Source organism: Paenibacillus sp. FSL H3-0329 (genome assembly GCF_037963285.1).
GTDB classification, from domain to species: Bacteria; Bacillota; Bacilli; order Paenibacillales; family Paenibacillaceae; genus Paenibacillus_AQ; species Paenibacillus_AQ odorifer.
The window spans coordinates 6203852-6220627 of record NZ_CP150150.1 but is presented as its reverse complement, the minus strand read 5'-3'; the positions used below and the strand labels follow the sequence as shown (position 1 = coordinate 6220627).

The window sequence follows — 16776 nt, the reverse complement described above, 5'->3', positions numbered from 1 at the left end:
TTGAAGGTTAGTTATAGGAGGTGTAATAAATGCCTAGAGTGAAAAAAGTTCTGGAATCCCATAACAATAAACTGCACGTGAAGAAAGATGACGTGGTGCTTGTGATTAGTGGTAAAGACAAAGGCAAAAAAGGCCGTGTCATCGCTGCTTATCCTCGTGAAAACCGCGTTCTGGTAGAAGGCGTCAATATGGTGAAAAAACACCAAAAGCCGAACCAGCTGAATCCACAGGGTGGAATTATTGAGCAGGAAGCTTCGATTCATGTGTCCAACGTAATGCACATCGATCCGAAGACCGGCAAAGTAACCCGTATCGGTTACAAAGTTTTGGACAATGGTAAAAAAGTTCGGATTGCTAAAAGATCCGGAGAGATTATCGACTAATCTAGCCCTTAAGAAAGGAGGTTAAATCTTCATGGCAGCAAGAATGAAAGAACGTTTTCTTAACGAAATTACACCTGCTTTGATGCAGAAGTTTAACTATACAACTGTTATGCAAGTGCCTAAGATCGAGAAGGTTGTCATCAACATGGGTGTGGGTGACGCTGTTCAAAACTCCAAAGTACTTGATGCTGCAGTTAATGACATGCAGTTGATCGCTGGTCAAAAACCAGTAATCACTAAAGCTAAAAAATCCATCGCTGGTTTCAAACTACGCGAAAATATGCCGATTGGGGTTAAAGTAACACTGCGCGGAGAGCGTATGTATTACTTCTTGGACAAATTGTTCAACGTAACACTTCCACGTGTACGTGACTTCCGTGGTGTTTCCACTAAAGCCTTTGATGGCCGTGGTAACTACACACTTGGTCTTAAAGAACAATTGATCTTCCCCGAGATCGAATATGACAAAGTGGATAAAGTCCGCGGTATGGACATCGTTATTGTAACGACTGCTAAGACGGACGAGGAATCCCGCGAGCTGCTGGGTCAGCTGGGAATGCCTTTCGCAAAATAAAGTCGGTTAATCCATTTTCTCCGAAAATGTTTAGGAGGTGTCAGGCTAAGTGGCAAAAACTTCGATGAAAGTTAAACAACAACGTACGCCTAAGTTTAAAGTACGTGCATATACACGTTGCGAACGTTGTGGTCGTCCACATTCGGTACTGCAAAAGTTCAAAATTTGCAGAATTTGTTTCCGTGAATTAGCTTATAAAGGCCAGATCCCTGGCGTGAAAAAAGCAAGTTGGTAAGAAGTTTATAAACGGGAAGGAGGTTTACACACATGACTATGTCTGATCCTATTGCAGATATGCTTACTCGTATTCGTAACGCTAACATTGTGCGTCACGAGACGGTAGAAATGCCTGCTTCTACTATGAAGAAACAAATCGCTGACATTTTGAAGCGTGAAGGTTTCATCCGCGATGCGGAATTCGTTGAAGATAGCAAACAAGGGATTATCCGTATCTTCTTGAAATACGGCCCTAACCAAGAGCGTGTTATTTCTGGTTTGAAAAGAATCAGTAAACCAGGCCTTCGCGTATACACGAAGAGCAATGAAGTGCCTCGTGTACTCGGTGGTCTAGGAATCGCGATTATCTCCACATCTAAGGGAGTTATGACCGACAAAGAAGCTCGTCAATCAAAATCTGGCGGAGAAGTTGTCTGCTACATTTGGTAATAAACGTCACAAGATAAGGAGGTGCAACACATGTCTCGTATTGGTCGCAAACCAATCGCAGTACCTAGCGGTGTAGATGTCACTTTGGACAACGCCGTTATTACAGTAAAAGGTCCAAAAGGTTCTTTGACTCGTGAGCTTCATAAAGACATGAAGGTTACAGTTGAAAATAACGAAATTACCGTTGTTCGCCCGTCGGATAACAAATTGCATCGTTCACTTCACGGCACAACCCGCTCCGTTGTCAACAACATGGTAGCAGGTGTGACTGAAGGTTTCTCGAAATCTCTGGAACTGGTTGGGGTCGGATATCGTGCAAGCAAATCCGGAGATAAAATCGTTCTGAACGTTGGTTATTCCCACCCGGTTGAAATTACACCGGAAGCTGGTATCGAGTTCGAAGTTCCTGCGAACACGAAGATCATCGTTAAAGGTATCGATAAAGAACGCGTTGGCGCATACGCTGCTAAAATCCGTTCCGTTCGTGAACCAGAACCGTATAAAGGTAAAGGTATCAAATATGAAGGCGAGCGTATCATCCGCAAAGAAGGTAAAGCTGGTAAGAAGAAATAACCAGTTTAAACTTAATTGTAAGATACCCCGTGCATCTTAAAGTGAAGCTGTTTACGGCAAACTGAAGGGAGTGAAAGGGAAGTCATGATTACAAAAGAAGATAAAAACAAGGCTCGTCTCAAAAGACACCTGCGTGTTCGTAAGAAGATCCAGGGAACTACTGAGCGTCCACGTTTGAACGTATTCCGTTCTTCGAAACACATCTACGCTCAACTGATCGATGATGTTAAAGGGGTTACTATCGTATCCGCTTCTACACTTGATAAAGATCTGAGCGCTAACATCGGTAATGGCGGCAGCGTTGAAGCTGCAGCGAAAGTTGGCCAATTGGTCGCTGAGCGTGCCAAAGAAAAAGGATATGCAGTGGTCGTATTCGACCGCGGAGGTTACTTGTACCATGGACGGATTCAAGCATTGGCTGATGCAGCTCGTGAAGCTGGTCTTGAATTCTAGAATAATTCTTAAAAGGAGGTTAACGACTTGCGTGTAGATCCGAACAGTTTAGAACTGACAGAAAGAGTTGTACACATTAACCGTGTTGCAAAAGTTGTAAAAGGCGGACGCCGTTTCAGCTTTAGTGCACTTGTTGTTGTGGGCGACGGCAACGGCTACGTCGGTGCTGGTATCGGTAAAGCCGGCGAAGTTCCGGATGCCATCCGTAAAGGCATTGAAGACGCCAAGAAAAACCTGATTCACATCCCAATCGTAGGAACTTCGATTCCCCATCTCGTTACTGGACACTTCGGCGCAGGACGCGTGTTGCTGAAACCAGCATCAGAGGGTACTGGCGTTATCGCTGGCGGTCCAGTTCGTGCGGTATTGGAATTGGCAGGCGTTGGCGACATTTTGACAAAATCACTGGGTTCTTCGAATTCCATGAACATGGTCAATGCAACTTTGGAGGGACTTTCCCGTCTGAAACGCATTGAAGAGGTCGCGAAACTTCGCGGCAAATCTGTCGAAGAATTGCGCGGTTAAGGAGGGGAACGTCAATGGCAAAATTGCAAATTACCCTCGTACGTAGTGTAATCGGACGTCCAGAAACACAACGTGTTACTGTTAAGACGCTCGGCCTGCGTAAACTCAACACGACAGTGGTTCACAATGACAGTCCTGCAATTCGCGGAATGATCAATAAAGTGAGTCACTTGCTATCTGTAACTGAAATTGAAGGCTAATCGCCTCGCATAAATTAACAAACATAAGGAGGTGCAAACGATGAAGTTACATGAACTTGCTCCAGCTCCTGGTTCCCGCAAAGAACGCAATCGCGTTGGTCGTGGTCCTAGTAGCGGAAATGGTAAAACTTCCGGTCGCGGTCACAAAGGTCAAAACTCACGTTCTGGCGGTGGTGTTCGTCCGGGCTTCGAGGGTGGACAAAATCCGCTCTATCGTCGTCTGCCTAAACGTGGTTTCGTCAATCCTACCCGTAAAGAGTATGCGATTGTGAACCTGGAAGATCTGAATAGCTTTGCAGAAGGAACTGAAGTGACTCCGCAGTTGTTGCTTGAAACTGGTGTTGTCAAGAATTCCAAAAGCGGCATCAAGATTCTCGGCAACGGTGAGTTGACCGTAAAATTGACTGTACAAGCAAATAAGTTCTCTCAATCTGCGGTAGAGAAAATCGAGGCTGCCGGCGGTAAAACCGAGGTGATCTAATGTTCAAGACGCTTAAGAATATCTGGCATGTTGAAGATTTGCGCAAAAAGATCCTGTTTACCTTGTTCATTCTGTTTATCTACCGTATCGGTTCGTTTGTTCCGGTTCCTGGTGTAAACAAAGATGTACTGGCAACAGCAAATCAGAGCGGTGACGCTTTGATGGGACTCTTGAACACCTTCTCGGGCGGAGCGCTCAAAAACTTCTCGATATTTGCGATCAGTATTTATCCGTACATTACAGCATCCATCATCGTGCAATTGCTGTCGATGGATGTTGTTCCTAAGTTTGCTGAATGGGCTAAACAAGGGGAGCACGGAAAAAAACAATTGGCGCAAATCACTCGTTACGGTACAGTGATATTAGCCCTGATCCAAGGTTTTGCTACGTCGATAGGGTTTAACCGGATATACAATACTCAAATGATGCCGAATGCGACATTTGCTGATTACTTGCTGGTTGCCATTATCTTGACGGCAGGTACTTCTTTCTTGATGTGGCTTGGTGAACAGATTACCGAAAAGGGAATCGGGAACGGGATTTCGATCCTGATTTTTGCGGGAATCGTCGCCGGTATCCCGGGATATATCACAAGTACGGCTAACTCAAGCTTTATTCAGCCGGATCAGGTGTTCCTGAATATTCTTAAAGTCGTTATTGTGCTGATTGTGATTGTAGCGATTATTACAGCAGTTATCTTCGTGCAGCAAGGTATTCGGAAGATTCCTGTTCAATATGCTAAACGCGTAGTTGGCAACAAAATGTACGGTGGACAGAATACACATATTCCGCTGAAAATTAATGCGGCAGGTGTAATTCCGGTAATCTTCGCCGTATCATTGCTTCAGTTCCCAGTTGTTCTCTCCAGTTTCTGGTCAACACATGCCTGGGCACAATGGATTACCAAATATTTGGCAACCGATGCTCCGCTTGGTATGCTTCTGTATGTAGTGATGATCATCGGGTTTACGTTCTTCTATACGTTCGTACAGATGAATCCTCAGCAGATGGCTGATAACATGAAGAAGAATGGTGGTTACATCCCAGGTATCCGTCCTGGTAAAGCTACAGAGAAATATCTGACTAGAGTAATGTCTCGTTTGACTATGTCAGGCGCGTTGTTCCTAGCTTTGATCTCTGTACTACCGATGTTCTTCGGTGCTATATCTGGATTGCCCAAAGAAGTTCGAATTGGTGGCACTGCGCTGCTTATCGTAATCGGCGTGGCATTGGATACTATGAAGCAGATCGAGAGCCATTTGATCAAACGCCATTACAAAGGCTTCATCAATAAATAGGTGATAGGTTCCGGTGAAGCTTAAGTTTTTATTCTTCCCGGCACCTATTATGCTGTTTCTTGCTTGGTGGCGAACTTTTGGGGGGAGAGAGAAATCGTGAACATTTTATTCATGGGCCCTCCTGGGGCAGGCAAGGGAACACAAGCGGCAGAAATCGTTAAAGAATTTGGTATTCCTCATATTTCGACAGGAGATGCTTTCCGTTTGGCAATCAAACAGGAAACTCCGGTAGGATTGAAGGCCAAATCATTTATAGATCAAGGTTTGCTTGTACCAGATGATGTGACCATTGGGATAGTCGAAGAACGGTTGCAGCAGTCCGATTGCGAAAAAGGATTTCTATTGGATGGTTTTCCAAGAACTCTTTCGCAAGCGGAAGCGCTGGATGATATTCTTAGCCGTTTGAACACATCTTTGGATCATGTCATCAACTTGAATGTTGACCGTGGATTGCTAATGGCGCGTCTTACTGGACGTCGTATCTGCAGCGTTTGCGGAGCATCCTACCATTTAATCTTCAACCCGCCGAAGCAAGATGGCATTTGCGACATTGATGGCGGTGAATTATATCAACGTCCGGATGACAACGAAGAAAGTGTAGGCAAGCGCCTGGATGAGTATGATAATAAAACAGCGCCGCTGCTTGCGTTTTATGATAATAAAGGTCTTTTGCGTCAGGTAAACGGGGAAAACGAAATTAATGTCGTTACTTCTGAAATCGTGTCTTTAATGCGGGGTTAATGTAATGATCATTTGTAAATCCGAACAGGAACTTGCCTTTATGAGGGAAGCTGGTCGAATTGTTGCCGAGAGTCACCGTCTTATTGCTCAGACCATTGAACCTGGCATTACAACGGGCGAGCTCGACAGAATCGCCGATCAATACATTCGCAGTCAAGATGCTGTGCCGTCTTTCAAAGGCTACAACGGTTTTCCTGCCAGCATTTGCGCTTCAGTCAACGAACAATTGGTGCATGGATTTCCAGGTAAACGTAAACTGATCGAAGGCGATATTGTTACGCTGGATATCGGTGCAGAGTACCGCGGTTATCACGGTGATTATGCCTGGACCTACGGTGTGGGCAGCATTTCCGAAGAGGCTCAGCGTTTGCTGGACGTTACGGAAGGCTCCTTGTACGCGGGACTGGCGTTAGTTAAGCCGGATGTGCGCTTGTTTACAATCTCCCATGCTATTCAGCAATACATCGAAGAGGCTGGTTTCTCAGTCGTACGTGAGTATGTTGGTCATGGTATTGGGGCAAAACTGCATGAAGAACCGCAAATTCCGAATTATGGCATAGCGGACCGCGGACCACGTCTGAAACCGGGTATGGTGCTCGCGATTGAGCCGATGGTAAACGCAGGAAAGAGACATGTCAGAACACTGGAAGATAACTGGACTGTCGTTACGGTTGATGGCTCACTATGTGCTCACTTCGAGCATACAGTAGCAGTTACTCCGGACGGCATGGAAATTTTCACAAAACTGAATGCGTAGGTGATCTCCTCTTGAATACTGTGAGCAGCCCGCAGGTTGGTCAATTAGTGAGAATTCTCAAAGGCAAAGATGCCGGAGAGGTAGCCGTTGTTATCGCAGTTGTTGATAGCAGATTTGTATACATTGCAGATGGAGACAAACGTAAGTTTGATGGGCCAAAGAAGAAGAATATTCTTCATCTTGAGCTCATACCCTTCATCAGCAGTGAGGTTGTGGACAGTTTGAAGGAAACTGGACGGGTAACAAACGGAAAGCTGCGATTCGCAGTCATGAAGTATGCTGGACCCACCGGAATAAGTGCTGATGAGAAAGGAGACTAACTGTGGCTAAGGAAGATGTCATCGAAGTAGAAGGTACTGTCCTTGAACCGTTGCCAAACGCAACGTTTAAGGTTGAGCTTGAGAACGGTCATCAAATACTTGCCCATGTATCCGGTAAATTGCGGATGCACTTTATCCGTATTTTGACCGGAGACAAAGTGGTCGTGCAGTTATCGCCTTATGATTTATCAAAAGGTCGTATAACTTACCGTAAATAGATGGGAACTACGAAAAAAGTTTTGCTTCGCAAAACTTTGAGGAGGTAATTAACATGAAGGTAAGACCTTCTGTAAAGCCCATTTGCGAGAAATGTAAAGTAATCCGCCGCAAAGGGACTGTTATGGTGATTTGCGAAAATCCGAAACACAAACAAAAACAAGGTTAAGAAGGGGGTGTAGCGTAAAATGGCTCGTATAGCTGGAGTGGATTTGCCACGTGACAAACGCGTTGAGATCGCCTTGACTTATATTTTCGGAATCGGTAAAACGACTTCTCAGAAAATTCTTAATGAAACAGGCATTAGCGCTAATACACGTGTCCGTGATTTGACGGAAGATGAAGTCAGCAAACTGCGTGAAACGATCGACAAAACGGTTAAGGTTGAAGGTGACCTGCGTCGTGAAATTTCCTTAAATATTAAACGTCTTACTGAGATCGGCTGTTACCGCGGTGTTCGCCACCGTCGTGGATTGCCTGTTCGCGGTCAACGTACTAAAACGAATGCCCGTACCCGGAAAGGCCCGCGTCGTACGGTAGCAAACAAAAAGAAATAATAAGGGGGGATAAGAGACAATGGCTAAACCGAAAAAAGTCGTACGTACCAAACGTCGCGACCGTAAAAATATCGAATCCGGCGTGGCACATATTCGTTCCACGTTCAACAACACCATCGTTACCATCACGGATCCTCACGGAAATGCAATTTCCTGGGCAAGCTCCGGCGGCCAAGGATTTAAAGGTTCCCGTAAGTCCACTCCATTCGCAGCGCAAATGGCAGCTGAATCAGCAGCTAAAGCAGCTATGGAGCACGGCATGAAGTCGGTTGAGGTTATGGTTAAAGGACCGGGCGCGGGCCGCGAAGCAGCCATCCGTTCCCTTCAAGCTGCAGGGCTTGAAGTTAACCTTATTAAAGACGTAACTCCGGTTCCTCACAATGGATGCCGTCCGCCTAAGCGTCGTCGCGTATAGTGAAATCAGTATTGTGAATGTGGTATAATTCTGACGCATCTGCTAATAATAGGTGTTTAGGCATACTACATGATGCACCTGATGGGGTGACAGTTTCATATAGGAGCGACGTTGAAGGAGGGGTAAACTCGTGATAGAAATCGAAAAGCCGAAGATTGAGACCGTAGAAGCTAATGATGAAGGTACCTATGGGAAATTCGTAGTTGAACCGCTGGAACGTGGGTATGGCACGACTCTGGGGAACTCGCTTCGCCGGATATTGCTTTCTTCGCTTCCAGGAGCCGCAGTGACTTCGGTCCAAATTGACGGCGTTCTGCATGAGTTCTCGACCGTTCCAGGCGTAATGGAAGATGTGACGGAAATCATTCTGAACCTTAAAGCCTTGTCTCTGAAGATTCATTCAGACGAGGAAAAAGTGTTCGAGATTGATGCTGAAGGGGAAGGCATCGTTACCGCAGGTGATATCCGTGCGGACAGCGATGTTGAGATCCTCAATCCGGATCTTCACATTGCAACGCTGGGACCTGGTGCGAGACTTCATATGCGTATTTTTGCAGGCCGTGGTCGCGGCTATGTCCAAGCAGACCGGAACAAACGTGACGATCAGCCAATTGGTGTTATTCCAGTTGACTCCATCTACACTCCAATTTCACGCGTTAACTACGGCATAGACAATACACGTGTTGGTCAAGTGACCAACTACGACAAATTGACGCTTGAAATTTGGACGGATGGAAGTATCAGACCGGAAGAGGCTGTAAGCCTCGGAGCCAAAATTTTGAACGAGCACCTCGTTCTGTTCGTAGGTCTTACGGACGAAGCGAAAGACGCCGAAATTATGGTTGAAAAAGAAGAAGACAAAAAAGAAAAAGTACTTGAGATGACAATCGAAGAGCTTGATCTTTCTGTTCGTTCCTACAACTGCCTCAAACGTGCTGGTATTAATACCGTACAAGAGCTTACCACGAAGACTGAAGAAGATATGATGAAGGTGCGTAACCTTGGTCGTAAATCTTTGGAAGAAGTTCAGGAAAAGCTTGAGGAACTTGGTTTGGGTCTCCGCACAGAAGAATAGCTGCAGATTGCTTTAGTAAAGGAGGGAAAACACAATGGCATACCAAAAATTGGGCCGTGATTCCAGTGCGCGTAAAGCGTTATTTCGCGACATGGTAACGGATCTGTTTTTATACGAGCGCATCCAAACAACGGAAGCTAAAGCGAAAGAAGTTCGTTCTATCGCTGAAAAGCTGATCACTAAAGCTAAAAAAGGTGATCTTCATGCTCGTCGTCAAGTAGCTGCATTTGTTCGCCGCGAGACTGTTGATGGTGAACAAGATGCAATTCAAAAATTGTTCTCTGACATTGCTCCTCGTTACACTGAGCGTCCAGGTGGATACACTCGTATCCTTAAACTAGGACCTCGTCGTGGCGACGCTGCGCCTATGGTTTATCTTGAATTGGTAGACCGCGCGTAGTATCACAAGTATTGATTTCCGATGCTTCCCTTTCATCCAGCCCTCTTTGGAGTAAAGATGGGGGAAATATCAGCGTTATTGTGCTGCAGAGGCGCAAGACTCTGCTGTACTAATAACCGTGGGAATCACCTTGGTTCAATTGAAGGAGCTCCCGCAGGGGCTCTTTTTTTTGAAATTAAGGATCCTATAGGACTCTTTTAGTTCTATATATGAAAAATGGATGCCGTCCTACTAGGGACGGCGAAGCCATTTCTTCAAATAGAAGATCAGACAGTGCTTCGATCGACGTTCTGCTGACCGGTTTAAAAAGGAGAACGGAATGCGTAATCTATTGATGAAGGTCAATTATGACGGAACGAATTATGATGGCTTTCAGACCCAGCCTCAGGGCAATACGATTCAGGATCGGCTGGAGCAAGCCATACTCCATCTGACAGGTGAGAAGCTTAAGATTACTGCTTCAGGCCGCACAGATGCCGGAGTACATGCCTATGGCCAGCCTTTTAACTTTACAACCTCCTCTCGAATCCCAACTGAACGTTGGTGTCTAGCGCTTAATGCCCGGCTGCCACAAGACATCGTGGTTACAGAGGCTAGGGAAGTTCCGCTAACGTTTCACTCTCGTAGAGGGGCTAAGCGTAAAACTTACCGATACACGATTAATGGCAATAGGTTTCCAGATCCGTTTCAACGGCGCTGGCAGCTTCACCATCCAGTGAAGTTGGACATTCCTGCGATGCAGCAAGGCTTAACGCAAATTATAGGGACACATGACTTCACTTCGTTTGCATCACGACGGTCTACGAAGACTTCTCATGTACGAACGATCTTTGAAGCTCATATGGAAGTAGATCGCAGTATGTGCCGACCCTCTTCATCAGATCAAGGAGTTATCCATACTTATATAACGGGTAGTGGATTTCTTCAGCACATGGTTCGCATTATTATGGGGACTTTGATCCATGTGGGGGAAGGTAAAATACCTGCTGATAAGGTTGCTGAAATATTGGCAGCATGTGATCGATCACATGCTGGTCCAACAGCTGTGGCCATGGGGTTAGCTTTGTGGAGTGTTGAATATGACGAGATTGAAAGTGAATAGTTTTTTCTATAAATTTCTTCCTAATTAATAGGCTAAATGTTTAAAAATCACTTGCACTTGTTATGTTTATACTGTAATATAAAAGTTGTGTTTTCTTGATGGCTATCCCACAGCCCCGATCAGGAAAATGCCAAAAAAATGCTTTGCTTAACTCACATAATCGTAATTCAATGAGAAACAAGATATACGAAACAGAAGATTTTCGTACGAGAACAAGGAGGAAACATTCATGCGTACCACCTATATGGCGAAGCCGAACGAAGTTGAACGCAATTGGCACATTATTGATGCCGAAGGCAAAACACTCGGTCGTTTGGCCAGCGAAGCCGCTGCTTTGATCCGTGGCAAACACAAACCGCAATTCACTCCACACGTTGATACAGGAGATTTCGTTATCGTAATCAACGCTGAGAAAATTCACTTGACCGGTAAGAAATTGCAAAACAAAAAATACTACCGTCACTCGATGCACCCAGGTGGTTTGAAAGTTACTAATGCTGAAACTCTGCTGAACACTAAACCAGAACGCGTAATTGAATTCGCGGTTCATGGTATGATTCCTAAGACTCGTCAAGGGGACCACATGAAGCTGAGATTGAAAGTATATGCAGGCGCCGAGCATCCACATGCAGCACAAAAACCTGAAGTTTACGAACTTCGCGGATAAGAATAGAGGAGGACAGTTTCATGGCACAAGTACAATACTATGGGACAGGTCGTCGTAAACATTCGGTAGCACGTGTTCGCCTTGTACCGGGTGAAGGACGCATTGTCATTAACAAACGTGAGATGGACGAATATTTCGGTGTGGAAACACTGAAAATGATCGTAAAACAACCTTTGAACCTGACTGAAACACTGGGCAACTACGATGTAATCGTTCTTGCACATGGTGGCGGCATTTCCGGTCAAGCTGGAGCAATTCGTCACGGTATCTCCCGTGCATTGCTTAAAGTTGACCCTGAATATCGCGGTGCATTGAAGAAAGCCGGCTTCCTGACTCGTGACCCACGTATGAAGGAACGTAAGAAATACGGCTTGAAGGCTGCACGTCGTGCGCCTCAGTTCTCGAAACGTTAATATCTACAGAATTCAACCCTTGGCCTTATGGCCGAGGGTTTTATTTTTTATTGCCCCTTTCCACAAGAAATGGGCTTTTTTTGCATCTATTTACTAATTCTAACGGTTGAAACGCATTGACTTCCTCAGTAAAAGTTATATACTATTTCATATAGAATTAGTTGGTTTTATTACTTCTTTTACCTCATTTATTCATACGATTAATATTTTGGATGGAGGAATACCTTAATGAACCTGCTCGAGAAAGAGGATTTAATCAAAGTTAAGGCCGAAGAATTAGAAACTGCTTCACCCGAGGAAATTATCCGCTGGGCTGTAGAAACATTTCCTAACATTACTTTTGCCTGCAGCTTTGGTGCCGAAGATGTAGTGCTAGTTGATATGCTTCACAAAGTTAGTCCGTCTACAGACGTCTTTTATCTCGATACAGATTATCATTTTAAGGAAACCTATGAGACCAGAGATTTGATGGCGGATAAATACGGGCTGGAGTTCGTACGAGTGTCTCCACAAATCACTCCGCAGGAGCAAGCACTTCAACACGGTGATGCGTTATGGACAGTAGATCCTAACCAATGTTGTGGGATTCGTAAAGTAGAGCCGCTGACTCGTATCCTATCTCAATATGAAGCTTGGATTACAGGCATTCGTCGTGACCAAGCGCCTACCCGTGCTAATGCCAAAAAGGTTGAGTATGATTATAAATTTGGTTTGGTTAAGTTTAATCCAATTGCGGATTGGACAACTGAGGATGTATGGAACTATATTCGTGAAAATGATGTAATTTATAACCCTCTACATGACCGTAACTATCCAAGTATCGGCTGTGAGCAATGTACACGTCAGGTTATGCCTGGTGAAGATCCGCGTGCTGGACGTTGGGCTGGATCAGAGAAGACTGAGTGCGGATTACACAAGTAAGACCTATCCCCGTGAGAACCCAGAAGGAGAGACGATAATGACTTCAATACGTCCGCATGGCGGAACATTAGTTAACCGTGTAGTAGAGGGTAAAGAAAGAGAAGAATTGCTGCAGCTTGCACGTGAATATAAGGCGATTGCCGTGAACACCTGGACTTTATCTGATTTGGATCTAATAGCGGTAGGTGCATTTTCTCCACTAACTGGATTTTTGAATGAACAAGATTATCACTCCGTAGTAAAAAACATGCGTTTAGAAGATGGCACAGTGTGGAGCATTCCAATAACACTTGCTGTAGAAGAGGGTGTGGTCTCTGGTTTAGCTATTGGAGACAAAGTATCTCTAATCGGTGAAGAGGATGGCGAGATCTACGGTTTATTGGATATTGAGAGTATTTATACGGTTGATCAAAACCTTGAAGCGCAAAATGTATTCAAAACAACAGACCCTGAACATCCAGGAGTAAGTAAGCTGTTGGCCCGCCCGGCTACCTATGTAGGAGGACCAATTACAGTGCTGAATAGACCACAGCCAGAAAAGTTCGGAGAATTTTATTTTGACCCTTCAGCTACACGTAAGATATTTGCAGACAAAGGCTGGAGAACAGTTGTAGGCTTCCAGACGCGTAACCCAGTTCATCGTGCACATGAATATATTCAGAAGTGCGCTATGGAGGTTGTAGACGCTCTGTTCTTAAACCCGCTTGTGGGTGAGACGAAGTCTGATGATGTACCGGCAAATGTACGAATGAAGAGCTACCTGGAGCTTTTGGAGAATTATTATCCTGAGGATCGTACCTTTCTAGGTGTTTTCCCAGCAGCCATGCGTTATGCAGGTCCGAGAGAAGCAATTTTTCATGCTATGGTTCGCAAAAATTACGGCTGCACTCATTTTATTGTCGGACGTGACCATGCGGGCGTAGGCGATTACTACGGAACTTATGAAGCACAAGAAATTTTCGCGAATTTTACCGCTGAGGAACTTGATATTACTCCATTATTTTTTGAACACAGCTTCTTCTGTAAAAAATGCGGAAATATGGCTTCCAGTAAAACCTGCCCGCATCCTGGCGACGATCATATGACTTTGTCGGGTACAAAGGTACGGGCTTTGCTTCGGGAGGGTCAATGTCCACCTCCTGAATTTACGCGACCTGAGGTTGCGCAGATTCTAATTGAAGGGATGACTCAAGAAGTAACAGCTTAATCATCGTTATCTAGTACTATTTGGCCTTCTTGTCCCATATAGATGAGTATTATCTATCGGGACGAGGGGGTCTTTGTTATGTCTGGCCGAAAACACAGTAAAGTCTCGGTCTGGATCTCATGGAGCAGTATCAAAAAATGTATGCTGGGCGCAACACTGCTGGCTATAATGATCGGCATTATAGCGTATGACATGCCTACTGCCAAAACGTTAAATTATTGGAGTCTGCCTTTGTCTGGTAAAGTGATCGCTATCGACGCTGGACATGGGGGAGCAGATGGAGGGGCAGTTAGCCGGGAAGGGCTAATTGAGAAAGACATTAATCTCGCGGTCTCTCTTTATTTACGTGATTACCTGCAACAGGCAGGGGCTATTGTTGTGATGACCCGTGAAGGGGATTATGATTTGGCTCAGGAGGGCACTAAGGGCTATTCTAAGCGCAAGACTGAAGATCTTAAGCAAAGAGTAAGAAGCATTGAAGAGAAGGGCGCAGATCTTTTTATAAGCGTTCACATGAACAGCGTGCCTTCGAACCGATGGAGCGGGGCGCAGACCTTTTACTATCCCAATCACAAGGATAATAAAGCTATCGCAGAGTTTGTACAGAGTGAGCTGAAGATTACACTGGAGAATACTGATCGTGTAGCTAAGACTGTAAATACTGTTTATCTACTAAAAGCATTAAAAATACCTGCGATCCTTGTAGAGGTCGGTTTCTTGTCGCACCCTCAGGAATCAGTTCTGCTCGGAGATGATGTTTATCAACGCAAGGTAGCGACTAGCATATATCGTGGCATTCTTCGTTATGCTTCCGAGTAGCCGGGACTACTCATCAGGAGATGGGTAATGCTATAATAGACAAAAACTCCGGAAGAATTCTCCTCCGGAAAGGAAACAGAGGTGCTTTCCATGCTGACTAGGGAACATATCCAGGAAATACTGCAGTCATTAACAGACCCGGAAACCGGAAAAAGCCTTGTGGAACTACAGCTGATCCGTGACATTATGATTAAAGAAGATCGTATTTCTTTGTCAATCGTATGTCTGGATCCTGAAGAGCAAAGTCGCATGGACCTAGAACAACAGGTTCGTGAGTTGCTTGAAGCGGGTGGAGTCACTAATGTACATATCCGGCTGCGTGATGCAACCGATTATGAACGTGCTCTGCTTCGCGGAGAGAGTGCTGGGGAAGAGCCATTGGCTGATGAACCGGGGAAACTTAAGGGACATGCAGCAGGCCTTGACGATCATGAATTAATCAATGAGAACTCTGGTGTTAACTTTATCGCCATTGCCAGTGGTAAAGGCGGGGTTGGAAAGTCTACGGTTACTGTGAATTTGGCAGTAGCTCTGGCTAGAAAAGGTAAAAAGGTTGGATTGATTGATGCGGACATTTATGGGTTTAGCATCCCTGATATGATGGGAATCGAAGAGGGCCCCGTTGTAGAAGAGGGAATCATTATTCCTGTGGAACGTTTCGGAGTGAAGGTCATGTCTATGGGCTTCTTTATCCGTGAGAATAGTCCGGTAATTTGGCGGGGACCTATGCTTGGCAAAATGCTGCGCCAATTCTTTGGTGATGTGGGCTGGGGAGAACTTGATTATATGCTGCTTGATCTTCCTCCAGGTACAGGTGATGTGGCGCTTGACGTACATCAGATGCTCCCTCACAGCAAAGAGATTATTGTTACGACCCCTCATGCTACCGCAGCGTTTGTGGCGGCTAGAGCGGGCTCTATGGCTCTGCAGACAGAACATGAGATTATTGGAGTCATTGAGAACATGGCTTATTATGAGTGTAAAGACTGTGGTAAAAAAGATTATATTTTTGGCAGAGGTGGAGGCGCGCGGCTTGCGGAGACACTCCATACGGAGCTGCTTGCACAAGTTCCATTGGGCGCACCGGACAACCATATTTCTGAACCGGATTTCTCACCTTCTGTATACAAGGAAGACACACCAACTGCCTTGTTGTTTGCTGATATCGCCGAAAAGCTGATTGCGAAATATGAGCACTAATTATTGTGCATAAAAAGAGGCCGTCCCACTTTGTTAGGTGGGATAAGGCCTCTTTTTTGTTATGTGCTTGAATCATCGCCGCTACCGCTGCCACTTTCACCACCGCTGCCGCTGCCTTCCTGTTTATCGCCGCTTTCGCCGCCCTTTTTCTGTTCCTTTGGCTCGAGTTCGTCCTGAACGACCTTTTTAAGTAAATTCAATACCTCCATCCGGAATAATGGAGTCTGCATAGATTCCTGGATGGTCTTCATGGATTGCTTTCGGTAGTCAGGTGTTTTGGTTAGATTAAGAAACATGGTCATCATTTCTGGAGACTTCATGATTTCTTCGACGGATTTTTGATATGTGGGATCTTTAATTAGTTGCAGGTGCAATTCTTTGCTTTGTGATTGAATGGCTTTAGCAAAATCGCCTGCGAACTTGGGATCAGTCATAATTTTCTCGATTTCCTTTTGATATTCCGGTGCAGTGAGGGTATCTTTAACAGCGGTTTTTATATCCTCTGTTGTTTGAAGTGGCATCATTTTCATACTCATTCCGCTGGTGCCTCCAGAACTGGAATTTGATAATGATTCCTCAACCGCTTTTTTCCCATCTTCACTTTTTAATATATCAATAACCATGGTCTTCATTTCTTTATAACTGCCCTGACCAGAAGAAGAACTGCTCTGCTCACTTCCGCAAGCCGTTAAGGCCATAACAAAGCTTAAAGCCAAACCCACAGATCCGATAAATCTCCATTTCATTGGCGCTGCCCTCCTTTATTAGGATTCTCCAGTTGTATTATGCCGCATTAACACACATTTATGTTGC

The 16776-nt window shown here is 45.1% G+C and carries 27 protein-coding genes; 26 read left to right on the top strand and 1 reads right to left on the bottom strand.

The features are described 5' to 3' along the window. The first annotated feature begins 29 nt into the window (after positions 1–29). The 26 genes from rplX to NSQ66_RS27430 all read left to right on the top strand — a co-directional run bounded on the left by rplX (position 30) and on the right by NSQ66_RS27430 (position 15963). Positions 30–383, top strand: coding sequence for a 50S ribosomal protein L24 (gene rplX / locus NSQ66_RS27555; protein WP_076099615.1), 354 nt, complete (start codon positions 30–32; stop codon positions 381–383). Between the two features lie 31 nt (positions 384–414). Next, positions 415–957: a 50S ribosomal protein L5 gene (gene rplE, locus NSQ66_RS27550; protein WP_036680558.1), complete on the top strand. Its 543-nt coding sequence runs from the start codon at positions 415–417 to the stop codon at positions 955–957. A gap of 49 nt (positions 958–1006) precedes the next feature. Beyond that, positions 1007–1192, top strand: coding sequence for a type Z 30S ribosomal protein S14 (locus tag NSQ66_RS27545; RefSeq protein WP_013312154.1), 186 nt, complete (start codon positions 1007–1009; stop codon positions 1190–1192). A 32-nt stretch (positions 1193–1224) separates the two neighbouring features. After that, positions 1225–1623: a 30S ribosomal protein S8 gene (gene rpsH, locus NSQ66_RS27540; protein WP_036680560.1), complete on the top strand. Its 399-nt coding sequence runs from the start codon at positions 1225–1227 to the stop codon at positions 1621–1623. Between the two features lie 30 nt (positions 1624–1653). After that, positions 1654–2196, top strand: coding sequence for a 50S ribosomal protein L6 (rplF, locus tag NSQ66_RS27535; RefSeq protein WP_036680562.1), 543 nt, complete (start codon positions 1654–1656; stop codon positions 2194–2196). Positions 2197–2280: 84 nt separating this feature from the next. Then, positions 2281–2649: a 50S ribosomal protein L18 gene (gene rplR, locus NSQ66_RS27530; protein ID WP_036680564.1), complete on the top strand. Its 369-nt coding sequence runs from the start codon at positions 2281–2283 to the stop codon at positions 2647–2649. A gap of 27 nt (positions 2650–2676) precedes the next feature. Beyond that, complete coding sequence (gene rpsE, locus NSQ66_RS27525; protein ID WP_036652980.1) at positions 2677–3174, top strand: 30S ribosomal protein S5; 498 nt, start codon at positions 2677–2679, stop codon at positions 3172–3174. Positions 3175–3188: 14 nt separating this feature from the next. Then, positions 3189–3374: a 50S ribosomal protein L30 gene (gene rpmD, locus NSQ66_RS27520; RefSeq protein ID WP_036680567.1), complete on the top strand. Its 186-nt coding sequence runs from the start codon at positions 3189–3191 to the stop codon at positions 3372–3374. Between the two features lie 40 nt (positions 3375–3414). Beyond that, a complete protein-coding gene (rplO, locus tag NSQ66_RS27515; protein WP_036680569.1) occupies positions 3415–3855 on the top strand; it encodes a 50S ribosomal protein L15 in 441 nt (146 codons plus the stop codon). Next, positions 3855–5153 carry a preprotein translocase subunit SecY gene (gene secY, locus NSQ66_RS27510; protein ID WP_036680571.1) on the top strand — a complete coding sequence of 433 codons (1299 nt, stop codon included), beginning with the start codon at positions 3855–3857 and terminating at the stop codon, positions 5151–5153. The genes rplO and secY overlap by 1 nt, the downstream gene beginning before the upstream one ends. Before the next feature lie 96 nt (positions 5154–5249). Further along, positions 5250–5894, top strand: coding sequence for an adenylate kinase (locus NSQ66_RS27505; protein WP_038573451.1), 645 nt, complete (start codon positions 5250–5252; stop codon positions 5892–5894). A gap of 4 nt (positions 5895–5898) precedes the next feature. Next, entirely contained in the window at positions 5899–6651 is a 753-nt protein-coding gene (map, locus tag NSQ66_RS27500) for a type I methionyl aminopeptidase (protein WP_076142137.1), read from the top strand. 11 nt (positions 6652–6662) lie between these two features. After that, positions 6663–6971 (top strand): KOW domain-containing RNA-binding protein, encoded by a 309-nt coding sequence (locus NSQ66_RS27495; RefSeq protein ID WP_076142136.1) that lies wholly within the window; start codon positions 6663–6665, stop codon positions 6969–6971. 2 nt (positions 6972–6973) lie between these two features. After that, the gene (infA, locus tag NSQ66_RS27490) at positions 6974–7189 is read left to right on the top strand and encodes a translation initiation factor IF-1 (RefSeq protein WP_036652996.1); all 216 of its coding nucleotides are present in this window, start codon (positions 6974–6976) and stop codon (positions 7187–7189) included. Positions 7190–7242: 53 nt separating this feature from the next. Then, complete coding sequence (gene rpmJ, locus NSQ66_RS27485; RefSeq protein WP_003322638.1) at positions 7243–7356, top strand: 50S ribosomal protein L36; 114 nt, start codon at positions 7243–7245, stop codon at positions 7354–7356. 19 nt (positions 7357–7375) lie between these two features. Continuing rightward, on the top strand, positions 7376–7744 hold the full coding sequence (gene rpsM, locus NSQ66_RS27480) for a 30S ribosomal protein S13 (protein WP_036680583.1): 369 nt from the start codon (positions 7376–7378) through the stop codon (positions 7742–7744). A gap of 19 nt (positions 7745–7763) precedes the next feature. Continuing rightward, positions 7764–8159, top strand: coding sequence for a 30S ribosomal protein S11 (gene rpsK, locus NSQ66_RS27475; protein WP_019908251.1), 396 nt, complete (start codon positions 7764–7766; stop codon positions 8157–8159). A 130-nt stretch (positions 8160–8289) separates the two neighbouring features. Next, positions 8290–9234 carry a DNA-directed RNA polymerase subunit alpha gene (locus NSQ66_RS27470; protein ID WP_036680585.1) on the top strand — a complete coding sequence of 315 codons (945 nt, stop codon included), beginning with the start codon at positions 8290–8292 and terminating at the stop codon, positions 9232–9234. 34 nt (positions 9235–9268) lie between these two features. Next, entirely contained in the window at positions 9269–9634 is a 366-nt protein-coding gene (gene rplQ, locus NSQ66_RS27465) for a 50S ribosomal protein L17 (protein WP_019908254.1), read from the top strand. A gap of 319 nt (positions 9635–9953) precedes the next feature. Further along, positions 9954–10736: a tRNA pseudouridine(38-40) synthase TruA gene (truA, locus tag NSQ66_RS27460; RefSeq protein ID WP_036680587.1), complete on the top strand. Its 783-nt coding sequence runs from the start codon at positions 9954–9956 to the stop codon at positions 10734–10736. Between the two features lie 229 nt (positions 10737–10965). Continuing rightward, positions 10966–11403: a 50S ribosomal protein L13 gene (gene rplM / locus NSQ66_RS27455; RefSeq protein WP_036680589.1), complete on the top strand. Its 438-nt coding sequence runs from the start codon at positions 10966–10968 to the stop codon at positions 11401–11403. Between the two features lie 20 nt (positions 11404–11423). Then, the gene (gene rpsI, locus NSQ66_RS27450; RefSeq protein WP_025706574.1) at positions 11424–11816 is read left to right on the top strand and encodes a 30S ribosomal protein S9; all 393 of its coding nucleotides are present in this window, start codon (positions 11424–11426) and stop codon (positions 11814–11816) included. Between the two features lie 228 nt (positions 11817–12044). Next, entirely contained in the window at positions 12045–12737 is a 693-nt protein-coding gene (locus tag NSQ66_RS27445; RefSeq protein WP_036680616.1) for a phosphoadenylyl-sulfate reductase, read from the top strand. Between the two features lie 37 nt (positions 12738–12774). Then, a complete protein-coding gene (gene sat, locus NSQ66_RS27440; RefSeq protein ID WP_036680619.1) occupies positions 12775–13944 on the top strand; it encodes a sulfate adenylyltransferase in 1170 nt (389 codons plus the stop codon). A gap of 78 nt (positions 13945–14022) precedes the next feature. Beyond that, on the top strand, positions 14023–14763 hold the full coding sequence (cwlD, locus tag NSQ66_RS27435; protein WP_036680622.1) for an N-acetylmuramoyl-L-alanine amidase CwlD: 741 nt from the start codon (positions 14023–14025) through the stop codon (positions 14761–14763). A 90-nt stretch (positions 14764–14853) separates the two neighbouring features. Next, the gene (locus tag NSQ66_RS27430) at positions 14854–15963 is read left to right on the top strand and encodes an Mrp/NBP35 family ATP-binding protein (protein ID WP_036680625.1); all 1110 of its coding nucleotides are present in this window, start codon (positions 14854–14856) and stop codon (positions 15961–15963) included. 59 nt (positions 15964–16022) lie between these two features. On the opposite strand, the gene gerD is transcribed toward NSQ66_RS27430, so the two are convergent. Further along, complete coding sequence (gene gerD / locus NSQ66_RS27425; protein WP_036680627.1) at positions 16023–16709, bottom strand: spore germination lipoprotein GerD; 687 nt, start codon at positions 16707–16709, stop codon at positions 16023–16025. Positions 16710–16776: the final 67 nt, after the last annotated feature.

Bases quoted from the DNA above. Each gene is read 5' to 3' on its own strand.
- rpsI (WP_025706574.1), top strand. From the start codon at position 11,424: ATGGCACAAGTACAATACTATGGGACAGGTCGTCGTAAACATTCGGTA.
- rplE (WP_036680558.1), top strand. From the start codon at position 415: ATGGCAGCAAGAATGAAAGAACGTTTTCTTAACGAAATTACACCTGCT.
- rplQ (WP_019908254.1), top strand. From the start codon at position 9,269: ATGGCATACCAAAAATTGGGCCGTGATTCCAGTGCGCGTAAAGCGTTA.
- rplF (WP_036680562.1), top strand. From the start codon at position 1,654: ATGTCTCGTATTGGTCGCAAACCAATCGCAGTACCTAGCGGTGTAGAT.
- truA (WP_036680587.1), top strand. From the start codon at position 9,954: ATGCGTAATCTATTGATGAAGGTCAATTATGACGGAACGAATTATGAT.
- map (WP_076142137.1), top strand. From the start codon at position 5,899: ATGATCATTTGTAAATCCGAACAGGAACTTGCCTTTATGAGGGAAGCT.
- secY (WP_036680571.1), top strand. From the start codon at position 3,855: ATGTTCAAGACGCTTAAGAATATCTGGCATGTTGAAGATTTGCGCAAA.
- rplO (WP_036680569.1), top strand. From the start codon at position 3,415: ATGAAGTTACATGAACTTGCTCCAGCTCCTGGTTCCCGCAAAGAACGC.
- rpsM (WP_036680583.1), top strand. From the start codon at position 7,376: ATGGCTCGTATAGCTGGAGTGGATTTGCCACGTGACAAACGCGTTGAG.
- sat (WP_036680619.1), top strand. From the start codon at position 12,775: ATGACTTCAATACGTCCGCATGGCGGAACATTAGTTAACCGTGTAGTA.
- NSQ66_RS27430 (WP_036680625.1), top strand. From the start codon at position 14,854: ATGCTGACTAGGGAACATATCCAGGAAATACTGCAGTCATTAACAGAC.
- rplR (WP_036680564.1), top strand. From the start codon at position 2,281: ATGATTACAAAAGAAGATAAAAACAAGGCTCGTCTCAAAAGACACCTG.
- NSQ66_RS27445 (WP_036680616.1), top strand. From the start codon at position 12,045: ATGAACCTGCTCGAGAAAGAGGATTTAATCAAAGTTAAGGCCGAAGAA.
- rpmJ (WP_003322638.1), top strand. From the start codon at position 7,243: ATGAAGGTAAGACCTTCTGTAAAGCCCATTTGCGAGAAATGTAAAGTA.
- rpmD (WP_036680567.1), top strand. From the start codon at position 3,189: ATGGCAAAATTGCAAATTACCCTCGTACGTAGTGTAATCGGACGTCCA.
- gerD (WP_036680627.1), bottom strand. From the start codon at position 16,709: ATGAAATGGAGATTTATCGGATCTGTGGGTTTGGCTTTAAGCTTTGTT.
- rplM (WP_036680589.1), top strand. From the start codon at position 10,966: ATGCGTACCACCTATATGGCGAAGCCGAACGAAGTTGAACGCAATTGG.
- rpsK (WP_019908251.1), top strand. From the start codon at position 7,764: ATGGCTAAACCGAAAAAAGTCGTACGTACCAAACGTCGCGACCGTAAA.
- rplX (WP_076099615.1), top strand. From the start codon at position 30: ATGCCTAGAGTGAAAAAAGTTCTGGAATCCCATAACAATAAACTGCAC.
- cwlD (WP_036680622.1), top strand. From the start codon at position 14,023: ATGTCTGGCCGAAAACACAGTAAAGTCTCGGTCTGGATCTCATGGAGC.
- rpsH (WP_036680560.1), top strand. From the start codon at position 1,225: ATGACTATGTCTGATCCTATTGCAGATATGCTTACTCGTATTCGTAAC.